The organism is Xanthomonas sp. WHRI 7064, assembly GCF_040202355.2.
Taxonomy (GTDB): domain Bacteria; phylum Pseudomonadota; class Gammaproteobacteria; order Xanthomonadales; family Xanthomonadaceae; genus Xanthomonas; species Xanthomonas arboricola.
Map to the genome: position 1 here is coordinate 3,914,821 of NZ_CP167821.1, position 15,130 is coordinate 3,929,950.

Consider the following 15,130-nt stretch of genomic DNA (forward strand, 5'->3'; position numbering starts at 1 on the left):
ATCACACTTCGAGGCGAAACGTATCACAGTTAAGTGCCGCCACCCATCACTGATTTATCACAAATTTAACGCGAGCGAGCTCATCTCTTTTGCAACAATCGCGGCACCTGGGCGGCGGCGTGGGTCCAGATCGCCAGCCATACGCCAAGCCAGGTGAGCAGCCCCCGCTGGCCCGCCTCGAACTTGCGGAAATAGCGCCACAGGCCGCGGTGTTTGTGCCACTCGACAAAGAACGGCCGCGCACGACTGGACACGCCGCGCACGTGCACGACCCGTAGATCGTTGGCCACCGCCACCAGCGCGCCGGCCTGACGCGCACGCCGGCACAGGTCCAGGTCTTCGGCGTGCAGGCGGTAGGCACCGTCCCAGCCGTCGAGCCGGTCGAACAGGCTGCGTTGCATCAGCATCAAGGCACCGGAAATGGCGTCCACCACCTGCAGGGGCGCAGACGGATCGGCCGGCACCGCCAGCTGGACGGCCGCGCGCGGTGCGCGCAGCATCGCCGCAAAATCCGGATCGCGGCGGCGCACCGCGGCATCCGGCTGCCCGTGCTCGTCCACCTGCTCCACGCCCAACAGCACCGCCGTGTGCCCGGACGCGCGTGCGCACAGTTGCGCCAATGTGTCGCGCTCGATCATCAGGTCCGGGTTGATGAACACCAGCCAGGGCGCCTGCGAGTCGCGCGCGCCCTGGTTGCAGGCGCTCGCAAAACCCGGGTTGTCGGGATTGGCGATGAAGTGCAGCCGCGCATCGGCCAGCGCATGCCGCTGCACGACCACCAGGGTGTCGTCACTGGAAGCGTTGTCGACCACCCGGATCTCGCTGATGCCCTCGGCCGCGCGCAGCCGCGCCAGGCACGCATCGATGGTGCTGCTGCTCTGATAGGTGACGACGACGGCGGCAATCTGGACGGGAGTCATCCGGCCATTATCCGGTGCCGGGGCGGCGCAACGCCATCGTGCGTCTGCCAGCGCCGACATGGCGGCTGGCAGCAGCAGCAGGCATACTGCGCGCCCGGAACCGCCCAGCGGTTTTGCGCAGGCGCCGCCCACGGCGCGTCCCACATTTTTTAGTGTCGAGATGACGGCCAGCGACCTTTCGGTGTTGCGCTGCCTTTTCATCCCCTGCAGCGCAACCGCCTGATGGCGCGCGCGCCGCAACGACGGCCTGGCAGCGCCGTCCGTGTTGTCGCCGGCGCGCGCGCCGGGTCCGCCGCTTCGGCACCGATCGACTGGTCTATACCACTGACTCGCACCGCATTGCCGGAGCCGGGCGCATGAGCACCTCGCATCAGGTGCATGGCATGAGCCTGGAATTGGCGCTGCCCGACTGGCCGGTGTTGACCGCCGACGAAATCCGTCGCGTGCTGCAGCACTTTTCCGTTCCCGTCGGTGGCGAACTGATTCGCTGGCATAGCGCCCGCCCGTTTTCTGCCGCCGCCTGCGTGGACACCGCCAGCGGCACGCTCATCGTCAAGCGGCATCACCGCAGCGTGCGCAATGTCGCTGCGTTGCGCGAAGAGCACGTCTTCATGGCGCATCTGCGCTGGGCCGGCGCACCGGTGGTCGAGGTGCTGCACGATGCCGCGGGCCGCACCGCCCTGGCCGATGCGGACTGGGTCTACGAAGTACAGCGCGCAGGGCTCGGCCAGGACCTGTATCGGGATGCCTTGTCGTGGACGCCCTTTACCAGCGCCCCGCATGCGTCGGCGGCGGGTGCCGCGCTGGCACGCCTGCATCTGGCAGCGCAAGGGTTCGATGCGCCGCCACGCCGCAGCAGCGTGCTGGTGGCCAACCTGGCCCTGTTCGCGCAGGCCGACCCGCTCCGGGCGGTGGAACAGGCCTTGCTGTCGCGCCCCGGCCTGGCCGCCGATTTTCAGGACCGGCCCTGGCGCCGCGACCTGACCGACCACCTGCTGCCCTGGCACGCCCGGGCCTGGCCGGTGCTGTCGGCGCCCGGCGCCCTGCCGCCGCTGTGGACGCATGGCGACTGGCATGCCTCCAACCTGCTGTGGCGCACGCACGACGATGGCGACGTCGAGGTCAGCGCGGTGTTCGACTTCGGCCTGTGCGACCGCAGCTTTGCGATGTTTGACCTGGCCACGGCGATCGAACGCAATCTGATCCCATGGTTGAACCTGGATGCGGGGCAGCGCGCGCAGCCGCAGCTGGAGCAACTCGACGCCTTGCTGGATGGCTACGCGCGGCACTGCGCGCTGGGCGCCGCGCAGCTGCGGCAGCTGGCGGCCTTGCTGCCGATCGTGCATGCCGACTTCGCCCTGAGCGAGATCGAATACTTCGCCGGCATCACCCGCTCGGACGACAACGCCGATATCGCTTATCACCGTTACCTGCTCGGCCATGCGGACTGGTTTGCCAGCGCCGATGGCCAGTGCCTGCTCGATCACCTGCGCGCACGCGCGCGCCGGGTGCCATGAGCGTTTTTCCTCTTCCTTTTCGAGCCCTGCGCATGCACCTGCCCGCCCTCCTGCCCCACCGCCGCCCGCTTGCACTTGCACTTGCGCTGTGCATCGCCACGCCTGCACTCGCGCAGCAACAACCCGGTGCCGAGGCGGTCGAACTGGATGCGGTGAACGTGCGTGGCGAACGCGCCGACGCCAACACGGCCTTGACCGGCTTTGGCGCCACGCGGCTGCTGGATGCGCCGGCCTCGATCGCGGTGATCGAGCGCCAGCAATTGCTCGACCGTCAGGCACGCGTGCTCAGCGAGGTATTGCGCGCCGATGCCTCCGCCGGCGACGCCTACGCCCCGATCGGCTACTACGAGAATTTCGTCGTGCGTGGCTATTCGCTCAACGCCGCCAACAGTTACCGCATCAACGGCCTGAGCGCGGTGGGCGAGCAATCCATCGCGCTGGAAAACAAGCAGCAGGTGCAGATCCTCAAGGGCCTGGCCGGGCTGCAATCGGGTGTCAACGAACCGGCCGGGCTGATCGACTACCGCACCAAGCGGCCCGAGCACGTGCGCAGCGTGACCCTGGGCACCGACGAGCAGGGTTCGCGCTATGTGGCCGCCGACCTGGGCGACTGGTTCGGCGCCGAGCGCAGCCTGGGCCTGCGCGTCAATGCCGCGCGCGAAGACATCAACAGCTATGTCGACCACGCCGACGGTTATCGCAATTTCCTATCGCTGGCCGGCGACTGGAAGATCAGCCCGCAGTCGCTGCTGCAGCTGGATGTGGAGTATCAGCATCGCCAGCAACGCTCGGTGCCGGGTTATCAACTCTTGGGCGGCACCCAGGTACCGCGCGACATCGATGTGCATCGCCTGCTCGGCTACCAGCCGTGGTCGCGGCCGGTAGAGATGGATTCGCTCAATGCGCAGCTGCGCTACGCCTACCAATTCAACGACAACTGGCGCGCCACCGCTGAAGCGTCACGCAGCCGTTCGGTGATCAACGATTTCTCCGCGTTCGCCTGGGGCTGCTATGGCGCGGCCAGTTGCGCCGATATCGTCACCCCGAACTTCTTCAGCGCGCAAGGCGAGTACGACGTCTACGACTACCGCAGCCCCGACGACACCCGCGTGCACGATCAACTGCGCGCCACCGTGGAAGGCCATGTAGTCACCGGCGCGCTGGATCACCGCCTGAGCATCGGCGGCGATTGGCTGCGCCGCACCATCGATCACTTCGGTTCGGTCAATGAATTCGTCGGCAGCGGCAGCATCGACCGCGACCCGGAGGTGTTTGCACAGACCGACGTCGCGCTGGACCCGAAGCAACGCCGCCTGGACAGCCGCCAACGTGCCCTGGTGGTCGCCGACCGGATCGGGCTGGGACCGCAATGGGAGCTGTCGCTGGGCGCGCGTTACGTGCGCCTGGACGAGCGCAGCTTCGACCGCGATGGCGTGCTGGAGCGACGCACGCGCAAGGACACGCTGCTGCCGCAGGCCGCGCTGCTGTTCAAACCGCAGCAGCAGGTATCGCTGTACGCCAGCTACGCCAAGAGTCTGGCCGCCGGCGGCACCGCCCCGTGGTTTGCCGACAACGCCGATGAGATCCTGCCACCGACCAATGCCTACCAGCTGGAGACCGGCGCAAAATTCGAGCTCGACGGCCTGCGCCTGGGCGCGGCGCTGTTCGACATCCGCCAGGCCTACCAGTTCACCCAGCCGCAGGTCGATGGTGGCCTGCGCTATGTGCAACAGGGCCGCCTGCACAACCGCGGCCTGGAGTTGTCGGCCGATGGCGCGGCCACCGCGCAGCTGCGCATCTTCGCCAGCGTCGCGGCGATCCGCGCGCGCGCCGAAGACACCGACATTGCCGAGTACGAAGGCCATCAGGCCATCAACGTGCCCAAGCTGCGCGCCAGCCTGCAGGCCGATTACAGCGTGCCCGGCATCGATGGCCTGGCGCTGCTGGCAGGCGTGCAATACAGCGGGCGCAAGTTCGCCGACCGGCTCGGCAATGCCAGCGTGCCGGCCTACACGGTGGCCAACCTGGGCGCGCGTTACGCCACCGCGCTGGGCGGGCTGGCCACCACCTGGCGCCTGAACGTGGACAACGTGTTCGACAAGCGCTACTGGCGCGATAGCGGCGAATACCAGGGCGATGCCTATCTGTTCCCGGGCGCGCCGCGCACGGCGCGTCTGACTGTGCAGCTGGACTTCTAAACGCAGCCGCTGCGGCCATGCGATCCGCTGACGTCCGAGCTGCATGGGTTACGCGACAGCAGTGCTGCGCGGGCCGAGTGCGCTGCAGGTATCGGCTACAGGCGGTGAATGCGCTCGGCCTGCTCGCACGATTGCGTTGAACTGTTCTGCGTCCCTGCCCTCGATCCTTCTTCCATCAGACATCCTCCCCCAGACCTTCCATGTCATTGCTCGAATCTGCCGCCGTCGTGATCAACCTGCTCGGTGTCTGGCTGACCGCGCGGCGCATTCGCTGGTGCTGGCCGGTCGGCATCGTGGCGGTGGCGCTGTATGCATGGCTGTTCTATCAGTGGAAGCTGTACTCGGACATGCTGCTGCAAGGCGTCTACGTGCTGACCCAGCTGTACGGCTGGTGGCAGTGGCAGCGCGGGATGGCCGCACAGACACGCATTCGCCCGTTGCCGATGCCGCAGGCGGAGCTGTGGATCTCGCTGTGCATCGGTGCGGTGTTCGCCGCCGCGCTCGGTGCCTATATGCATCACCGCACCGATGCCGCACTGCCGTGGCTGGACGCAGCGCTGGCCAGCTTCAGCCTGGTCGCCAGCGTCTGGGCCGCACGCAAGCGCATCGCCAACTGGATACTGTGGGTCGTGCTCGATTGCGTCTACGTGGGCGTGTTCGTCAGCAAGGGGCTGTACCCCACCGCACTGCTGTATGCAGGCTTCGTGCTGCTGGCGCTGTATGGATGGCGCAGCTGGAAAACCCAACAGCAGCAGAACCCGGCAGGCCTTGCCTGAGCCACCTGCAGTTTGCGGGCGCGTTCTTCTTTACCATCGCCGCATGCACCTCTCTCACCCAACTGCCTTGCACCTGCGCCGCAGCCACCATCGGCGGATCGCCGCATGAGCGCGTCGCGCCAACACGCCATCACCGAAATCGTCTCCGCGCAGATCGCCGCCGGCGAATGGGGCCCGGATCAGCGCCTGCCGGTAGAGCGCGAGCTTGCCGAACGCTTCGGCTGCACCCGCATCACCTTGCGTGAGGCCTTGCAGCAACTGGAAGCGCAGGGCCGCATTTACCGCGAGAACCGGCGCGGCTGGTTCGTCAGCGCACCGCGCGTGCGCTACGACCCCACCAGCATCGCCGGCTTCATGCAGTACGTGGCGGCGCAAGGGCGCAAACCGCGCACCGAGTTGTTGAGTGCTACCCGTCAGGCCGCGGGGGCCGCCTACGCGGCCGCACTACGGCTGGAGACGCCGTACGAAGAAGTCTTCGTGCTGCAACGCCGGCGCTGGATCGACCGCCGCGCGGTACTGCTGGAAACCAACGTGGTGCTGGCCGCCTGGGCACCGGGCCTGCTGGAGCACGACCTGGCCGGCTCGCTGTCGAGCGTGTTCAACCAGAAACTCGGGCTGTTCCTGAGCCGCGCGCAATTGTCGATGCATCCGGCCGGGCTGGATGCCGCGCAAGCCCTGTTGCTGCAGTCCACCACCGGCACACCCTGCTTCCGGCTGCAGCGGATCAGCTTCGCCGAAGACGGCCGCGCGGTGGAACTGGATATCGAATCCTGGCGCCACGATGCGCTGGATGTGGTGGTACGCACCGAGGCACCGATGCGGTCGGCGCTTTAGCGCCGGGAATCGGGAATCGGGAATCGGGAATCGATGGTGAGCATCACGCGCTGCTTTCTTCGTTGCATCTGTAGTGCATCGTTGCGATCTCTTTGCGGCTGACAACGCGTCGCAAACGACCGAGCTGGATGCCGGTGCACGCTCAAGAAAGCGATGGATGACGCAGGCCGCAGCATCTGTGCCCGCCTAACAACTGCATTGTTGTTCGTGTCAGTCGCTCTTGGTCATTCCATCGCCGCTCCCGCCCAACGCAGCGGGCAGGCTCGGCCGCGACACCGCTATGCGTCGAACAGCGTGCGCTGCGGGTCAGGCGGCGGCAGGTCGGCGAGGAGTTGCGCGAGTTGATCGCGCTGCGCACGCAGCGGGTCGTGCATCAGGAAATTGGCCAGGCGTGCGTGCCAGGCCGGCCAGCGTGTGGCCAGTGCATCCATGTCGCCATCGGCAGGGCGGCCTTCGTGCGGCGAGGCGACAAAGGCGGTGTCGCACAGCACGTTGCGCCATCCCAGACCAGCCATGCGCAGGCTCAGGTCCACCAGTGCCGCATACCAGGAGCCATAGCTGCTGGCGTCCAGGCCGCCGGCCTTGCGCCGCGCGCTGCCACGTAGCAGCACCGCGTGGCCGATTGCCGACGGCAGTTCCGGATGCAGTGGCGGCATCGCTGCGCACGCAGCGGCGAGCCGCTCCGGCGCGGCAGGCATCGGATTGAGTTCGCCCAGGCGTGGCCAGCTGCAGGCTTCGCCCACATTGCTCCAGGGGGTGGCGGTGGCGATCGCCGCATCACGCGCAAAGCAGGCGTCGAGCTGATTCAACCAACCCGGCAGCGGGCAGGCATCCACACCCAGCACCACCACATCGGCATCGCCGCAGCCGCTGAGCATTTCGTCCAGATGGGCCACCTCGCCGAGCATGCGCTGACGACGGGTGTGATGCGCCTGCAGCCGCGTGCGCGCCAACCAGTGCGCGATCACCGCGCGGCCGCGCGGGCCGGCCTGCGCGTCGTCGGCCAGCCACACCCGCGTGCCGGCGGGCGTGGCGGCATCCAGTGCGCCCAGGCAGGCATCCAGGGCCTCGTCGTCGGTGCCGACCGGCACCAGCACGACGGGCAATGCCGCACTCATTGCGGCTTCTGGCTGGGTTTCAGCGGCTCCATGGCCTTGAACTTCTGACCGTATTCGTCGGTGAGATTGCGCGCTTCCTGCGGGTTGCGCACGATCGACGGGGTGATCAGCACGATGACTTCGCGGCGGTTGCTGTTACGGCTCTTGGATCCAAACAGCGCACCAACAACCGGCAATTTGCTCAGGAAGGGAATTCCGCTACTGCCATCACTGGTCGTGTCGTCGATCAAACCGGCCAACATGATCGTATCGCCGCTTTGTACGGCAGCTTCTGTCTTTACACGACGCGTATTGATATCGACGTTACAAGCGGCGGCATTAACTGTCGCAGTAGCCGAAGTACAGGCGGCGGGACGATCACCAGGACTGCTGACTTCCTGCACGATATCCAAGAACACCATACCGTCCTTAGTCACACGCGGACGCACTTTCAAAATTACACCCGTGTCGATGTACTGCACCGAGGAAAAGCTGCTGTCGCTTCCGAGTCCGGTATTGATAGACGTCGAATTGATCGCAATACGTGAGCCAACATTCAGCGTTGCCTCTGCGTTGTTGCGCACAAAAACAGAAGGTGTTTGCAGAAGACGAACATTGGTCACCTCATCAAGTGCATTGATGATCGCGGCCGCATTCTTGCCCAGGAACGTCCACTGAGCGCCACCTGTACCGGTGATCTTCCCCGCGATATCGCCCCAGATGTTTCTACCCGCTGCGCTTGCCAAGCCGGCACCAGCGCCAATTCCGGTGCCATTGACGGCCGAGTCTGCTGCAGCATTCACTGCATTTTCGAAGTACCAATTCACGCCGTAGCTTAGTTGGCCGGTCAAATTCACCTCAGCCACCTGCGCTTCGATATGCACCTGCATCGGCATCACGTCGAGCTTTTCGATGACGTCGCGGATCGAACTCCACGACTGCGGGGTGGAGCGCACCAGCAAGGTGTTGGTTTCAGCAACCGCCGACACGCCGACCTTGTCGCCTGCTACTTCCAGCGTCACCGCGCCATTGCCGTTGCTGCGCGGCGACAGTTGCAGGCTGCCGTTGCCCAGTCCACCGCTGCTGCTTCCACTGCCACTGCTGCCGCCGAAGCTGCTGCCATCGCTGCTCTCGCCGATGCTGCCGCCGGTGGTACCCGAGCTGCCGCCCATGCTGCTGTCGCGGTTGCCCAGCGCGCCGCCGAGCACGCTGGTTTCCGAGCCCGGGGCCAGCGATGCGTTGGAGTCGCTGTTGTTGCCGCGCCCACCGAACACTTCCGACAGGCGGTCGGCCAGGTCCTTGGCCTTGATGTACTTCAACTCATACGAGAACAGCCGCACGCCGCCGCCGGCGCTGTCGATGCGGTCCAGCCACTGCTGGATCTGGTCCAGGTAGCGCGGCTGCGGGGTGATCACCAGCACCGCGTTGGCGTTTTCCAGCGGCATGAAACGGAACATGCCGGCACTGGGCGTCTTGCTCTGTTCGCCGAATACCTTCTCCAGATCGGCCGAGACCTTTTCGGCCTTGCCGGACTGGATCGGGAACACGCCCACCGACATGCCCGACAGCCAGTCCACGTCGAAGATCTGCACGGTGCGCAGGTAGTTTTCCAGCTCGGCGCGGGTGCCGCCCAGGGTGATCACGTTGCGCGAGGGATCGGTGCCGACGATGGCGTTCGGGCGCGCATAGGGCTCGAGCACCTTCTTCATTTCGCTGGCGGAGATGAACTTCAACGGCACCACGCGCACTTCGAAACCGCGCGCGGCCGACGGCGATGCGGTGCTGGGCGCGACGGTGCCGGCCAGCGCCTGGTCGGCCGGCACGATGTTGTAGCGACCACCGCTGAACACCATGCGTGCGTTGTTCCAGCCCAGCACCATTTCCAGCAGGTTCAAGGCCTGCGCCGGCGAGACCGGATTGGGCGTGGCCAGGGTCACGGTGCCCTGCACGCCAGGGGCGATGACGTAGTTCTGCCCGAGCATGTCGCCCAGGATCGCCTTGACCACCGCCTGCACCGACTCGCCTTCGAAGTTGAAGGTGGCGCTGCCGCTGCTGGCCATGCCCAGCGTCGGTGCCGGCGCGCTCGCCGCGCTCTGGTTGATCATGGTGCCGCTGCCACGCCGGATCACCGGGGTGGGCTTGGCGCTGGCATTGCCCTCGGCGCGTTGCTCGGCGCTGGTCTGGGTGGCGCCGGCAGCGCCGACTTGCGGGTCCAGGCGCGCGTCGCGGCGCACGTCCGGCGGCGGAGTGGTGGCGCAACCGGCCAGCAGGCCGATCAGCAGGGACACGGGAAACAGGCGCTGCGTCATGCGTTCACTCATTGGGTCTGACCGGGGGTAGAGCCGCTCTGGCGCTGCTGTTGCAGCTGGCGGCGTCGGGCTTCGATACGTTCGCGGATGGCGCGCATCTGATCATCGGAGGGGCGTGGGGCTTCCTGGGCGCCATCGCTGCGCTGCGGCGGCACCGTCGGCGGTGTCTGCCCACCGGGCTGCTGTGGCGGCGTGGTGGGCTGGGTCTGCGGCGGCTGGGTCGGTGCGACCGCGGCGGCATCGGGCGACGGTAATGGCGGGACGGCGCCGGCAGCGCCGCGCGCGCCCGCATTGGCGGTGGGCGGTTGCCCACCCAGGCCGTTGAACACGTGCAGCTCCAGTGTCTGGGTGCCGCCGGGGCCTTCGATGGTTGCGCTGCGCGGCTGCAGGGCGAGCAGGCGCCAGCCCTTGACCGCTTCGCCGCCCAGCTGCACACGCACCGAATCCTGCGGATCCAGCGTCAGCGTGGCCATCTTGAAGTTGTCCGTCAGCAGCACGCCGGTCAGGCGCACCGTCGAGGCGGCGCTGCTGCCGTCGTTGCCGGACAGGAAGAACGGATGCGGCAGACGGTCTTCGGCGAAGGCCGGATGCGCGGCGATCTCCGAATATTTTTCGAACGCGCCCAGCCGTTCCGGCGCCGGTGCCGGCAGGGTGGGCAGGCGCTGCACCAGCGCCGGGTCGTCCGGCAGCAGCTCCACGCGCTTGCCCAGCCCGGCCACGGCCAGCACGCACACCAGCAGCGCCCAGCCGACCACGGTGGCCAGCAGCCAGGTGCGCAGGCCGATCATGTCAAGGCGCATTGCTGGCCTCCGCGGCGTCGGGGGCGGCGGGCGCGGCGTCGGTGTTCAACGGTGCGGCGCTGGCGCCAGGGCGCAGGTAGCCGGCCAGTTCGAAGGCGATATCCAGGCCGTTGCCGCTTTCGTTGGGCGAGAGTTGGTAGCGCTGCGCCATCACGTTGAGGTTGTCCACGAACAGGCGCGGGGTGCCGTTTTCCAGGCTGTACAGCACCGAGGCCAGCTCCGGGGTGCCGCAGCGCAGGCGTACCTGCACCGCAACGCGGGTGAAGCGGTCCTTGCTTTCCGGCTGTAGCGGCGAGCGGTTGCTGATCGCGCAGCTGCGGTTGCCGGGGCTGGCTTCCACCACCGCGCGTTCCAGCCGCTGCACCAGACCGGCCGAGGCCAGTTCGGCCGAGGTTTCCGGCAGGAAGCCCGGGCGGCTTTCCAGGGTCTGGCGCGCCTGCTGTAGCCGTTTGCTGATTTCCGGCGCCTGCTGCAGTTGCACGCGCACGCGTAGCTCGCGCTCGCGCAGCGCTTGCAGGTCGTCCTGCACGGCGATCATCGGCTGGGTGAACCAGGGGTGCACCAACACCAGATAGGCCACGCCGATCACCAGCAACAGCAGGCCCAAAGCGATCCAGCGATCGCGCTTAACGCTGCGTGGCATCGGCCGCCTCCTTGGCATCGGGACCGGCCAGTTCGGCGGTGATGGTGAAGCGGTCGACGTTGCGACCGGCATCGCTCTGCAACACGCCGGTCAGCGAGGGCGTGCGCCACAGCGGCGAGCCTTCCAGGCGCCGCACCAGCGAGGAGGCTTCGTTGCTCAAGCCGATCAACTGCAATTGCCCGCCTTCGACCGAGAATTTTTCCAGGTAGGTGCCGCCCGGCAGACGCCGGCTCAGCTCGTCCCAGATTTCCACCGAGGTGGGGCGGGTGGCGCGTTGCTGCTGAAAGAAGTTGGCCCCTTCGACCAGATCCAGCAATTGCTGGCGTTCGGCGGCGACCTGGCGCGCACGCGCGGCGTTGGCCTGCACCTTGGCACGCAAGTCGTCGGCGGCCTGGCGGCGGTTGTCCAGCAGCAGCCAGCCGGCCACGGCCAGCAGCACCAGTGCGGCGGCCGTGAGCAACAGATTCCAGCGCTGCATCGGGTCGCTGCGCCGCAGCCGCCGTGCCGGCGGCAGCAGGTTCACGCCCAATGGCAGGCCCTGCGCATTGGCGACATCGATGCCGGACAAGGCGCTGGCCCATGCGTCGGGCACGCCGTCCGGGCCATCGATCAGGCGCCGCGGCACCACCACCAGTTCGGCATCGAGCTGACCGTCTTCGCGCACGTCCAGCACGCGCGCATCGAAGTAGACCTGGTCGGCAGTGAACGGGGTTTGCCGATCGATCTCGAAGCGCGCCACATCCTGCAGGCGCGCCGCTGCCGCAGCAGGCAGGCGCAACGGACGACGCAAGGCATGCGCGGCCGGCAGCAGCCAATGCCGTGGCAGGCCTTCCAGCGCGGTCGGCAGCAAGGCATGGACTTCCTGCGGCTGCACCGGCCACGGCAGGCTGGCGATGGTCTCGCTGCTGTGATCGCGCTGACGCAGCAACTGCAATGCCTGCCCGTCGGGCTGCAACAACAGCCGCGACGGCGACAGGCCCAACTGCCATTGCCAGCGCTGCGGCAGCCAGGCCAGCAGCGATTGTTGCCACCAACGCCAGAAGCCTCCGGCTCCCGGCATGGCGCGTACGCCGATACGACCCAAGGTGTCCCGCCATGCGGTCATTGCACTGCTGCTCCCTCTTCCCAACGCAACACGGTATATGCCGACCCAGGTAATGCGGACGCACTGGTGGAGACCACCGCCCGCAACACAGCCTCGCGTCCCTGACTCAGTCGCGCCCGGCTCTCGATACTATAAGTGTCCGACCCACCGACCGTCGCCTCGCTGCCCGGCAAACCCGGCGGCGCGTCACGCTGGGCCAGCAGTTGCCGCGCATCCAGGCCCATCGCGGTCAGCACCGGGCCCGGCGCAAAGCGCGCTTCGGGGCGCGAGCGTCCGCTGTACAGGGTGAGGTTGGGCAACAGCTTGCGATACAGCTCGCCATCCATTCCCAGCACCAGGCGCAACTCGCCCAGCGTTTCAAACGGGCCATCCTTGGCACCGTACGGCAATCCGGCATCGGCATAATCGCGATCTTCCGCGCCGCCGCCGGGCTGGCTCAGCGAATCGCCATCGCGCCAGTCGACGATCGCGCCGGCAATGCGCGTATCGCGGCCCTGCTCGCCACCGACCGCGCGTACCAGGCCAGCCAGCAGCGCGGGCTCGGCCATGTTCAAGTCCACCTTGCCGCTTTCGTCGGTAATGCGGATCTCCACCGTGGCATCGTCCATCTGCCAACGATAGCGCCGGCCGTCTGCAAGCCAGCGCGCCTGGGTGTCGGTGCTTTGCAGGCGGGACAGTGCGTATTCCAGCCCGGAGCGCGCATATTCCTGCGCCTGCGCGCCATTGCGCAGCATGCTGCCCTGCAGCGCTTCCACCCGCGCGGTCAGCGCAAATGCGCCGATCATCGCGGTGAGCAGCGCAATCAGCCACAGCACCAACACCAGCGCGGCACCGCGCATTGCGCTCATTGCCCTGCTCCCGGGTTGCTGGATTGCGGCAAGGCCACCACCAGCGGCGGCCAGGCGGCACCGCCGCTACGGATCTCGATGCGCACCAGCAACGGCAGACGGTCGTGCCATTCCCACTGCGGCAACCATGCGCTCAGGCGGCCGCTCTGCGGATCCATGCCGCGATACCGAAAGCTCACCTGCTGCACGTCTTCGGCGAGTGTTTCCGGCGGCAGCGTGGTGCCCTCTTCGATCGACTTGCCCGATTGCAGCATGGTCAATGCGATCCGCAGCGTGCGCTGCTCGCCATCGCCGGCCACCGACAGATCGTGCAGGTACGGCCCGCCGCGGCCCAGGTAATCCGGTACATCGGCGGCAAAACGCATGCGCTGCGGCTCGCCGATGAACAGCATCGGCTGCTGACTCTGCGGGTCGATGCCCATCGCGATCGGCAGTGCCGCTGCCAGCCGCCGGCGCAGGAATTCTTCCACCGCACGCACGCGTTCGCTGCGCTGGGCGATCGCCTCGCCGCGCTGGCTGACCGCACTGGCCGAGCGCAAGGTGGCAAACGCCAATGCCAGCCCGCCGACCAGCAACATCGTCGCCAGCAACACTTCGATCAAGGTGAAACCGGCACTGCGCGAGCGACTCATGGCGCGCTGCCCGGCTGCGCCGCAGCCACCAGCCGCAAGGTGCGCCACTGCAGGACCTGGTTGGGCTGCTCGCCCCAGCGCACCACCAGGGTCAGCTGCAGCAGCGTGTGCGCACCGGGGGATATCGGCGCCTGCGGATTGCGTCGTGGTTCGTCGTACGGGCGCACATCCATCGACCAGCGGAAATGCCCGTCTTCGAAGGTGCCTTGTTGCTGCTCGGGCACCAGCGGCTTATCCATGCCCTGCGCTGCCAGCAACGATTGCGCATGCAGGGTGGCGCGCGTGCTCTCGTCAGCCGCACGCACCTGACGCGCGGCACCGGACAGCGATCCCAGCAACAGGCTCAACGCCAGCGCCAGCAACGCAAAGGCGACGATCACCTCGATCAGCGTGTAACCGCGCTGGCGCTTCATGGCGCCGGCGTCCGCAACTGCCCGGAACGCACTTCGCCGGTGATCCAGCCCACGTCCACGCGCCAGGTCGCGTCCTTGACGCGCAGATCGATGCGCCCGCCGGTGGACGCGCCATCGGGGAAGAACTGGATGGCGCCCTGATCCTGCCGCGACTGCACCTGGCGCGCGCCGGTGAAACGCACCTCCAGCGACGACGGCAGATCGCCGTGATGGCCGCCGGGGGCTTCCCAGCGGCGCTGCTGCGGATCGATCAGAAACCGTTGCGGCGTACCGGTGGCAATCGCCTGGGTGCGCGTATAGCGCAGCTGCGAGGCGATCGCCTTGCCGGCGGTGCGCAGGCGCATGCCGTCGATCCCGCCATTGAGCGCGGCGGCGGCCAGTACGCCGGCCATCGCGATCAGGGCGATGACCAGCAACATCTCCAGCAACGAACTGCCACGCGTGCGGGGACGACCAGGGCCGACCACTCCATGCGGATGACGCAACGGCTGACACGCAACGCGCATGGCGAACGGCTTATTGGTACTTGATGTCCGCGTCGTAACTGCTGCCACCGGGACGGCCGTCCTTGCCCAGGCTGATCAGATCGAACGGCTGGCCATCGCCGGGCGCGCGGTATTCGATGGTGTGGCCCCACGGGTCGTTGAGTTCGGCCGGCTTGGCATACGGGCCGAGCCAGCCGCTGCTGCCGCCGGGCTGGGTCACCAGATCATCGAGCTTGCTCGGCAACTTGCCGGTGTCGAGCTGGAAATTCTCGACCTTGCCGGCCAGGGTCTGGATCTGCGACTTGGCCAGGTTGGCCTTGCCGCGATCGGCACCACCGAGCACACGGCTACCGACCAGGGTCAGCACCGCGCCGATCAGGACGATGACGATGATGATTTCCAGCAGGCTCATGCCGGCCTGGCCTGCACGCGACGGACTACGGGTGATGGAGCGCTTGATCATGAACGATTTCCTTGCACGTCGATGAAAGATGCTGCCGCCAGAAGATGACACGGCGGGCATTGCAATGGTTCCCGCATGGGTGTCGCGCGG

15 protein-coding genes are annotated in these 15,130 nt (G+C 67.2%); 4 read left to right on the top strand and 11 right to left on the bottom strand.

Features of this window, described 5'->3' with window-relative positions:
• Positions 1–80: 80 nt before the first annotated feature.
• Positions 81–920, bottom strand: coding sequence for a glycosyltransferase family 2 protein (locus ABQY74_RS16625; RefSeq protein ID WP_349792374.1), 840 nt, complete (start codon positions 918–920; stop codon positions 81–83).
• A gap of 356 nt (positions 921–1,276) precedes the next feature.
• Here ABQY74_RS16625 and ABQY74_RS16630 point away from each other — a divergent pair, with 356 nt between their 5' ends.
• The 4 genes from ABQY74_RS16630 to ABQY74_RS16645 all read left to right on the top strand — a co-directional run bounded on the left by ABQY74_RS16630 (position 1,277) and on the right by ABQY74_RS16645 (position 6,245).
• Positions 1,277–2,437 (top strand): aminoglycoside phosphotransferase family protein, encoded by a 1,161-nt coding sequence (locus tag ABQY74_RS16630; RefSeq protein ID WP_349792376.1) that lies wholly within the window; start codon positions 1,277–1,279, stop codon positions 2,435–2,437.
• A gap of 32 nt (positions 2,438–2,469) precedes the next feature.
• Positions 2,470–4,635 (top strand): TonB-dependent receptor, encoded by a 2,166-nt coding sequence (locus ABQY74_RS16635; protein WP_349792378.1) that lies wholly within the window; start codon positions 2,470–2,472, stop codon positions 4,633–4,635.
• A 200-nt stretch (positions 4,636–4,835) separates the two neighbouring features.
• Complete coding sequence (gene pnuC / locus ABQY74_RS16640) at positions 4,836–5,411, top strand: nicotinamide riboside transporter PnuC (protein ID WP_349792380.1); 576 nt, start codon at positions 4,836–4,838, stop codon at positions 5,409–5,411.
• A gap of 105 nt (positions 5,412–5,516) precedes the next feature.
• Positions 5,517–6,245: a UTRA domain-containing protein gene (locus ABQY74_RS16645; protein WP_102583488.1), complete on the top strand. Its 729-nt coding sequence runs from the start codon at positions 5,517–5,519 to the stop codon at positions 6,243–6,245.
• 278 nt (positions 6,246–6,523) lie between these two features.
• On the opposite strand, the gene ABQY74_RS16650 is transcribed toward ABQY74_RS16645, so the two are convergent.
• The 10 genes from ABQY74_RS16650 to gspG are packed head-to-tail and all read right to left on the bottom strand — an operon-like array spanning position 6,524 to position 15,040.
• On the bottom strand, positions 6,524–7,363 hold the full coding sequence (locus ABQY74_RS16650; protein WP_039525445.1) for a glycosyltransferase family 2 protein: 840 nt from the start codon (positions 7,361–7,363) through the stop codon (positions 6,524–6,526).
• Positions 7,360–9,663: a type II secretion system secretin GspD gene (gspD, locus tag ABQY74_RS16655; protein WP_039518944.1), complete on the bottom strand. Its 2,304-nt coding sequence runs from the start codon at positions 9,661–9,663 to the stop codon at positions 7,360–7,362. Before gspD ends, ABQY74_RS16650 begins: the two co-directional genes overlap by 4 nt.
• Positions 9,660–10,451, bottom strand: a complete 792-nt coding sequence (gene xpsN, locus ABQY74_RS16660) for a type II secretion system protein XpsN (RefSeq protein WP_065032854.1) — start codon at positions 10,449–10,451, stop codon at positions 9,660–9,662. The genes gspD and xpsN overlap by 4 nt, the downstream gene beginning before the upstream one ends.
• Positions 10,441–11,094 carry a type II secretion system protein GspM gene (gene gspM, locus ABQY74_RS16665; protein ID WP_349792383.1) on the bottom strand — a complete coding sequence of 218 codons (654 nt, stop codon included), beginning with the start codon at positions 11,092–11,094 and terminating at the stop codon, positions 10,441–10,443. The genes xpsN and gspM overlap by 11 nt, the downstream gene beginning before the upstream one ends.
• A complete protein-coding gene (locus tag ABQY74_RS16670) occupies positions 11,078–12,199 on the bottom strand; it encodes a PilN domain-containing protein (protein ID WP_104544599.1) in 1,122 nt (373 codons plus the stop codon). Before ABQY74_RS16670 ends, gspM begins: the two co-directional genes overlap by 17 nt.
• Positions 12,196–13,047, bottom strand: a complete 852-nt coding sequence (locus ABQY74_RS16675) for a general secretion pathway protein GspK (RefSeq protein WP_016901924.1) — start codon at positions 13,045–13,047, stop codon at positions 12,196–12,198. The genes ABQY74_RS16670 and ABQY74_RS16675 overlap by 4 nt, the downstream gene beginning before the upstream one ends.
• Positions 13,044–13,679, bottom strand: coding sequence for a type II secretion system protein J (locus tag ABQY74_RS16680; RefSeq protein WP_102580542.1), 636 nt, complete (start codon positions 13,677–13,679; stop codon positions 13,044–13,046). The genes ABQY74_RS16675 and ABQY74_RS16680 overlap by 4 nt, the downstream gene beginning before the upstream one ends.
• Positions 13,676–14,092, bottom strand: coding sequence for a prepilin-type N-terminal cleavage/methylation domain-containing protein (locus ABQY74_RS16685; protein WP_024939116.1), 417 nt, complete (start codon positions 14,090–14,092; stop codon positions 13,676–13,678). The genes ABQY74_RS16680 and ABQY74_RS16685 overlap by 4 nt, the downstream gene beginning before the upstream one ends.
• Positions 14,089–14,598 (bottom strand): GspH/FimT family pseudopilin, encoded by a 510-nt coding sequence (locus ABQY74_RS16690; protein WP_039525438.1) that lies wholly within the window; start codon positions 14,596–14,598, stop codon positions 14,089–14,091. The genes ABQY74_RS16685 and ABQY74_RS16690 overlap by 4 nt, the downstream gene beginning before the upstream one ends.
• A 10-nt stretch (positions 14,599–14,608) precedes the next feature.
• Positions 14,609–15,040, bottom strand: a complete 432-nt coding sequence (gspG, locus tag ABQY74_RS16695; RefSeq protein ID WP_016901930.1) for a type II secretion system major pseudopilin GspG — start codon at positions 15,038–15,040, stop codon at positions 14,609–14,611.
• Between the last annotated feature and the right edge of the window lie 90 nt (positions 15,041–15,130).

Coding starts and splice junctions, on each gene's coding strand:
- ABQY74_RS16625 (WP_349792374.1), bottom strand. CDS start 920: ATGACTCCCGTCCAGATTGCCGCCGTCGTCGTCACCTATCAGAGCAGC.
- ABQY74_RS16630 (WP_349792376.1), top strand. CDS start 1,277: ATGAGCACCTCGCATCAGGTGCATGGCATGAGCCTGGAATTGGCGCTG.
- ABQY74_RS16635 (WP_349792378.1), top strand. CDS start 2,470: ATGCACCTGCCCGCCCTCCTGCCCCACCGCCGCCCGCTTGCACTTGCA.
- pnuC (WP_349792380.1), top strand. CDS start 4,836: ATGTCATTGCTCGAATCTGCCGCCGTCGTGATCAACCTGCTCGGTGTC.
- ABQY74_RS16645 (WP_102583488.1), top strand. CDS start 5,517: ATGAGCGCGTCGCGCCAACACGCCATCACCGAAATCGTCTCCGCGCAG.
- ABQY74_RS16650 (WP_039525445.1), bottom strand. CDS start 7,363: ATGAGTGCGGCATTGCCCGTCGTGCTGGTGCCGGTCGGCACCGACGAC.
- gspD (WP_039518944.1), bottom strand. CDS start 9,663: ATGAGTGAACGCATGACGCAGCGCCTGTTTCCCGTGTCCCTGCTGATC.
- xpsN (WP_065032854.1), bottom strand. CDS start 10,451: ATGCGCCTTGACATGATCGGCCTGCGCACCTGGCTGCTGGCCACCGTG.
- gspM (WP_349792383.1), bottom strand. CDS start 11,094: ATGCCACGCAGCGTTAAGCGCGATCGCTGGATCGCTTTGGGCCTGCTG.
- ABQY74_RS16670 (WP_104544599.1), bottom strand. CDS start 12,199: ATGACCGCATGGCGGGACACCTTGGGTCGTATCGGCGTACGCGCCATG.
- ABQY74_RS16675 (WP_016901924.1), bottom strand. CDS start 13,047: ATGAGCGCAATGCGCGGTGCCGCGCTGGTGTTGGTGCTGTGGCTGATT.
- ABQY74_RS16680 (WP_102580542.1), bottom strand. CDS start 13,679: ATGAGTCGCTCGCGCAGTGCCGGTTTCACCTTGATCGAAGTGTTGCTG.
- ABQY74_RS16685 (WP_024939116.1), bottom strand. CDS start 14,092: ATGAAGCGCCAGCGCGGTTACACGCTGATCGAGGTGATCGTCGCCTTT.
- ABQY74_RS16690 (WP_039525438.1), bottom strand. CDS start 14,598: ATGCGCGTTGCGTGTCAGCCGTTGCGTCATCCGCATGGAGTGGTCGGC.
- gspG (WP_016901930.1), bottom strand. CDS start 15,040: ATGATCAAGCGCTCCATCACCCGTAGTCCGTCGCGTGCAGGCCAGGCC.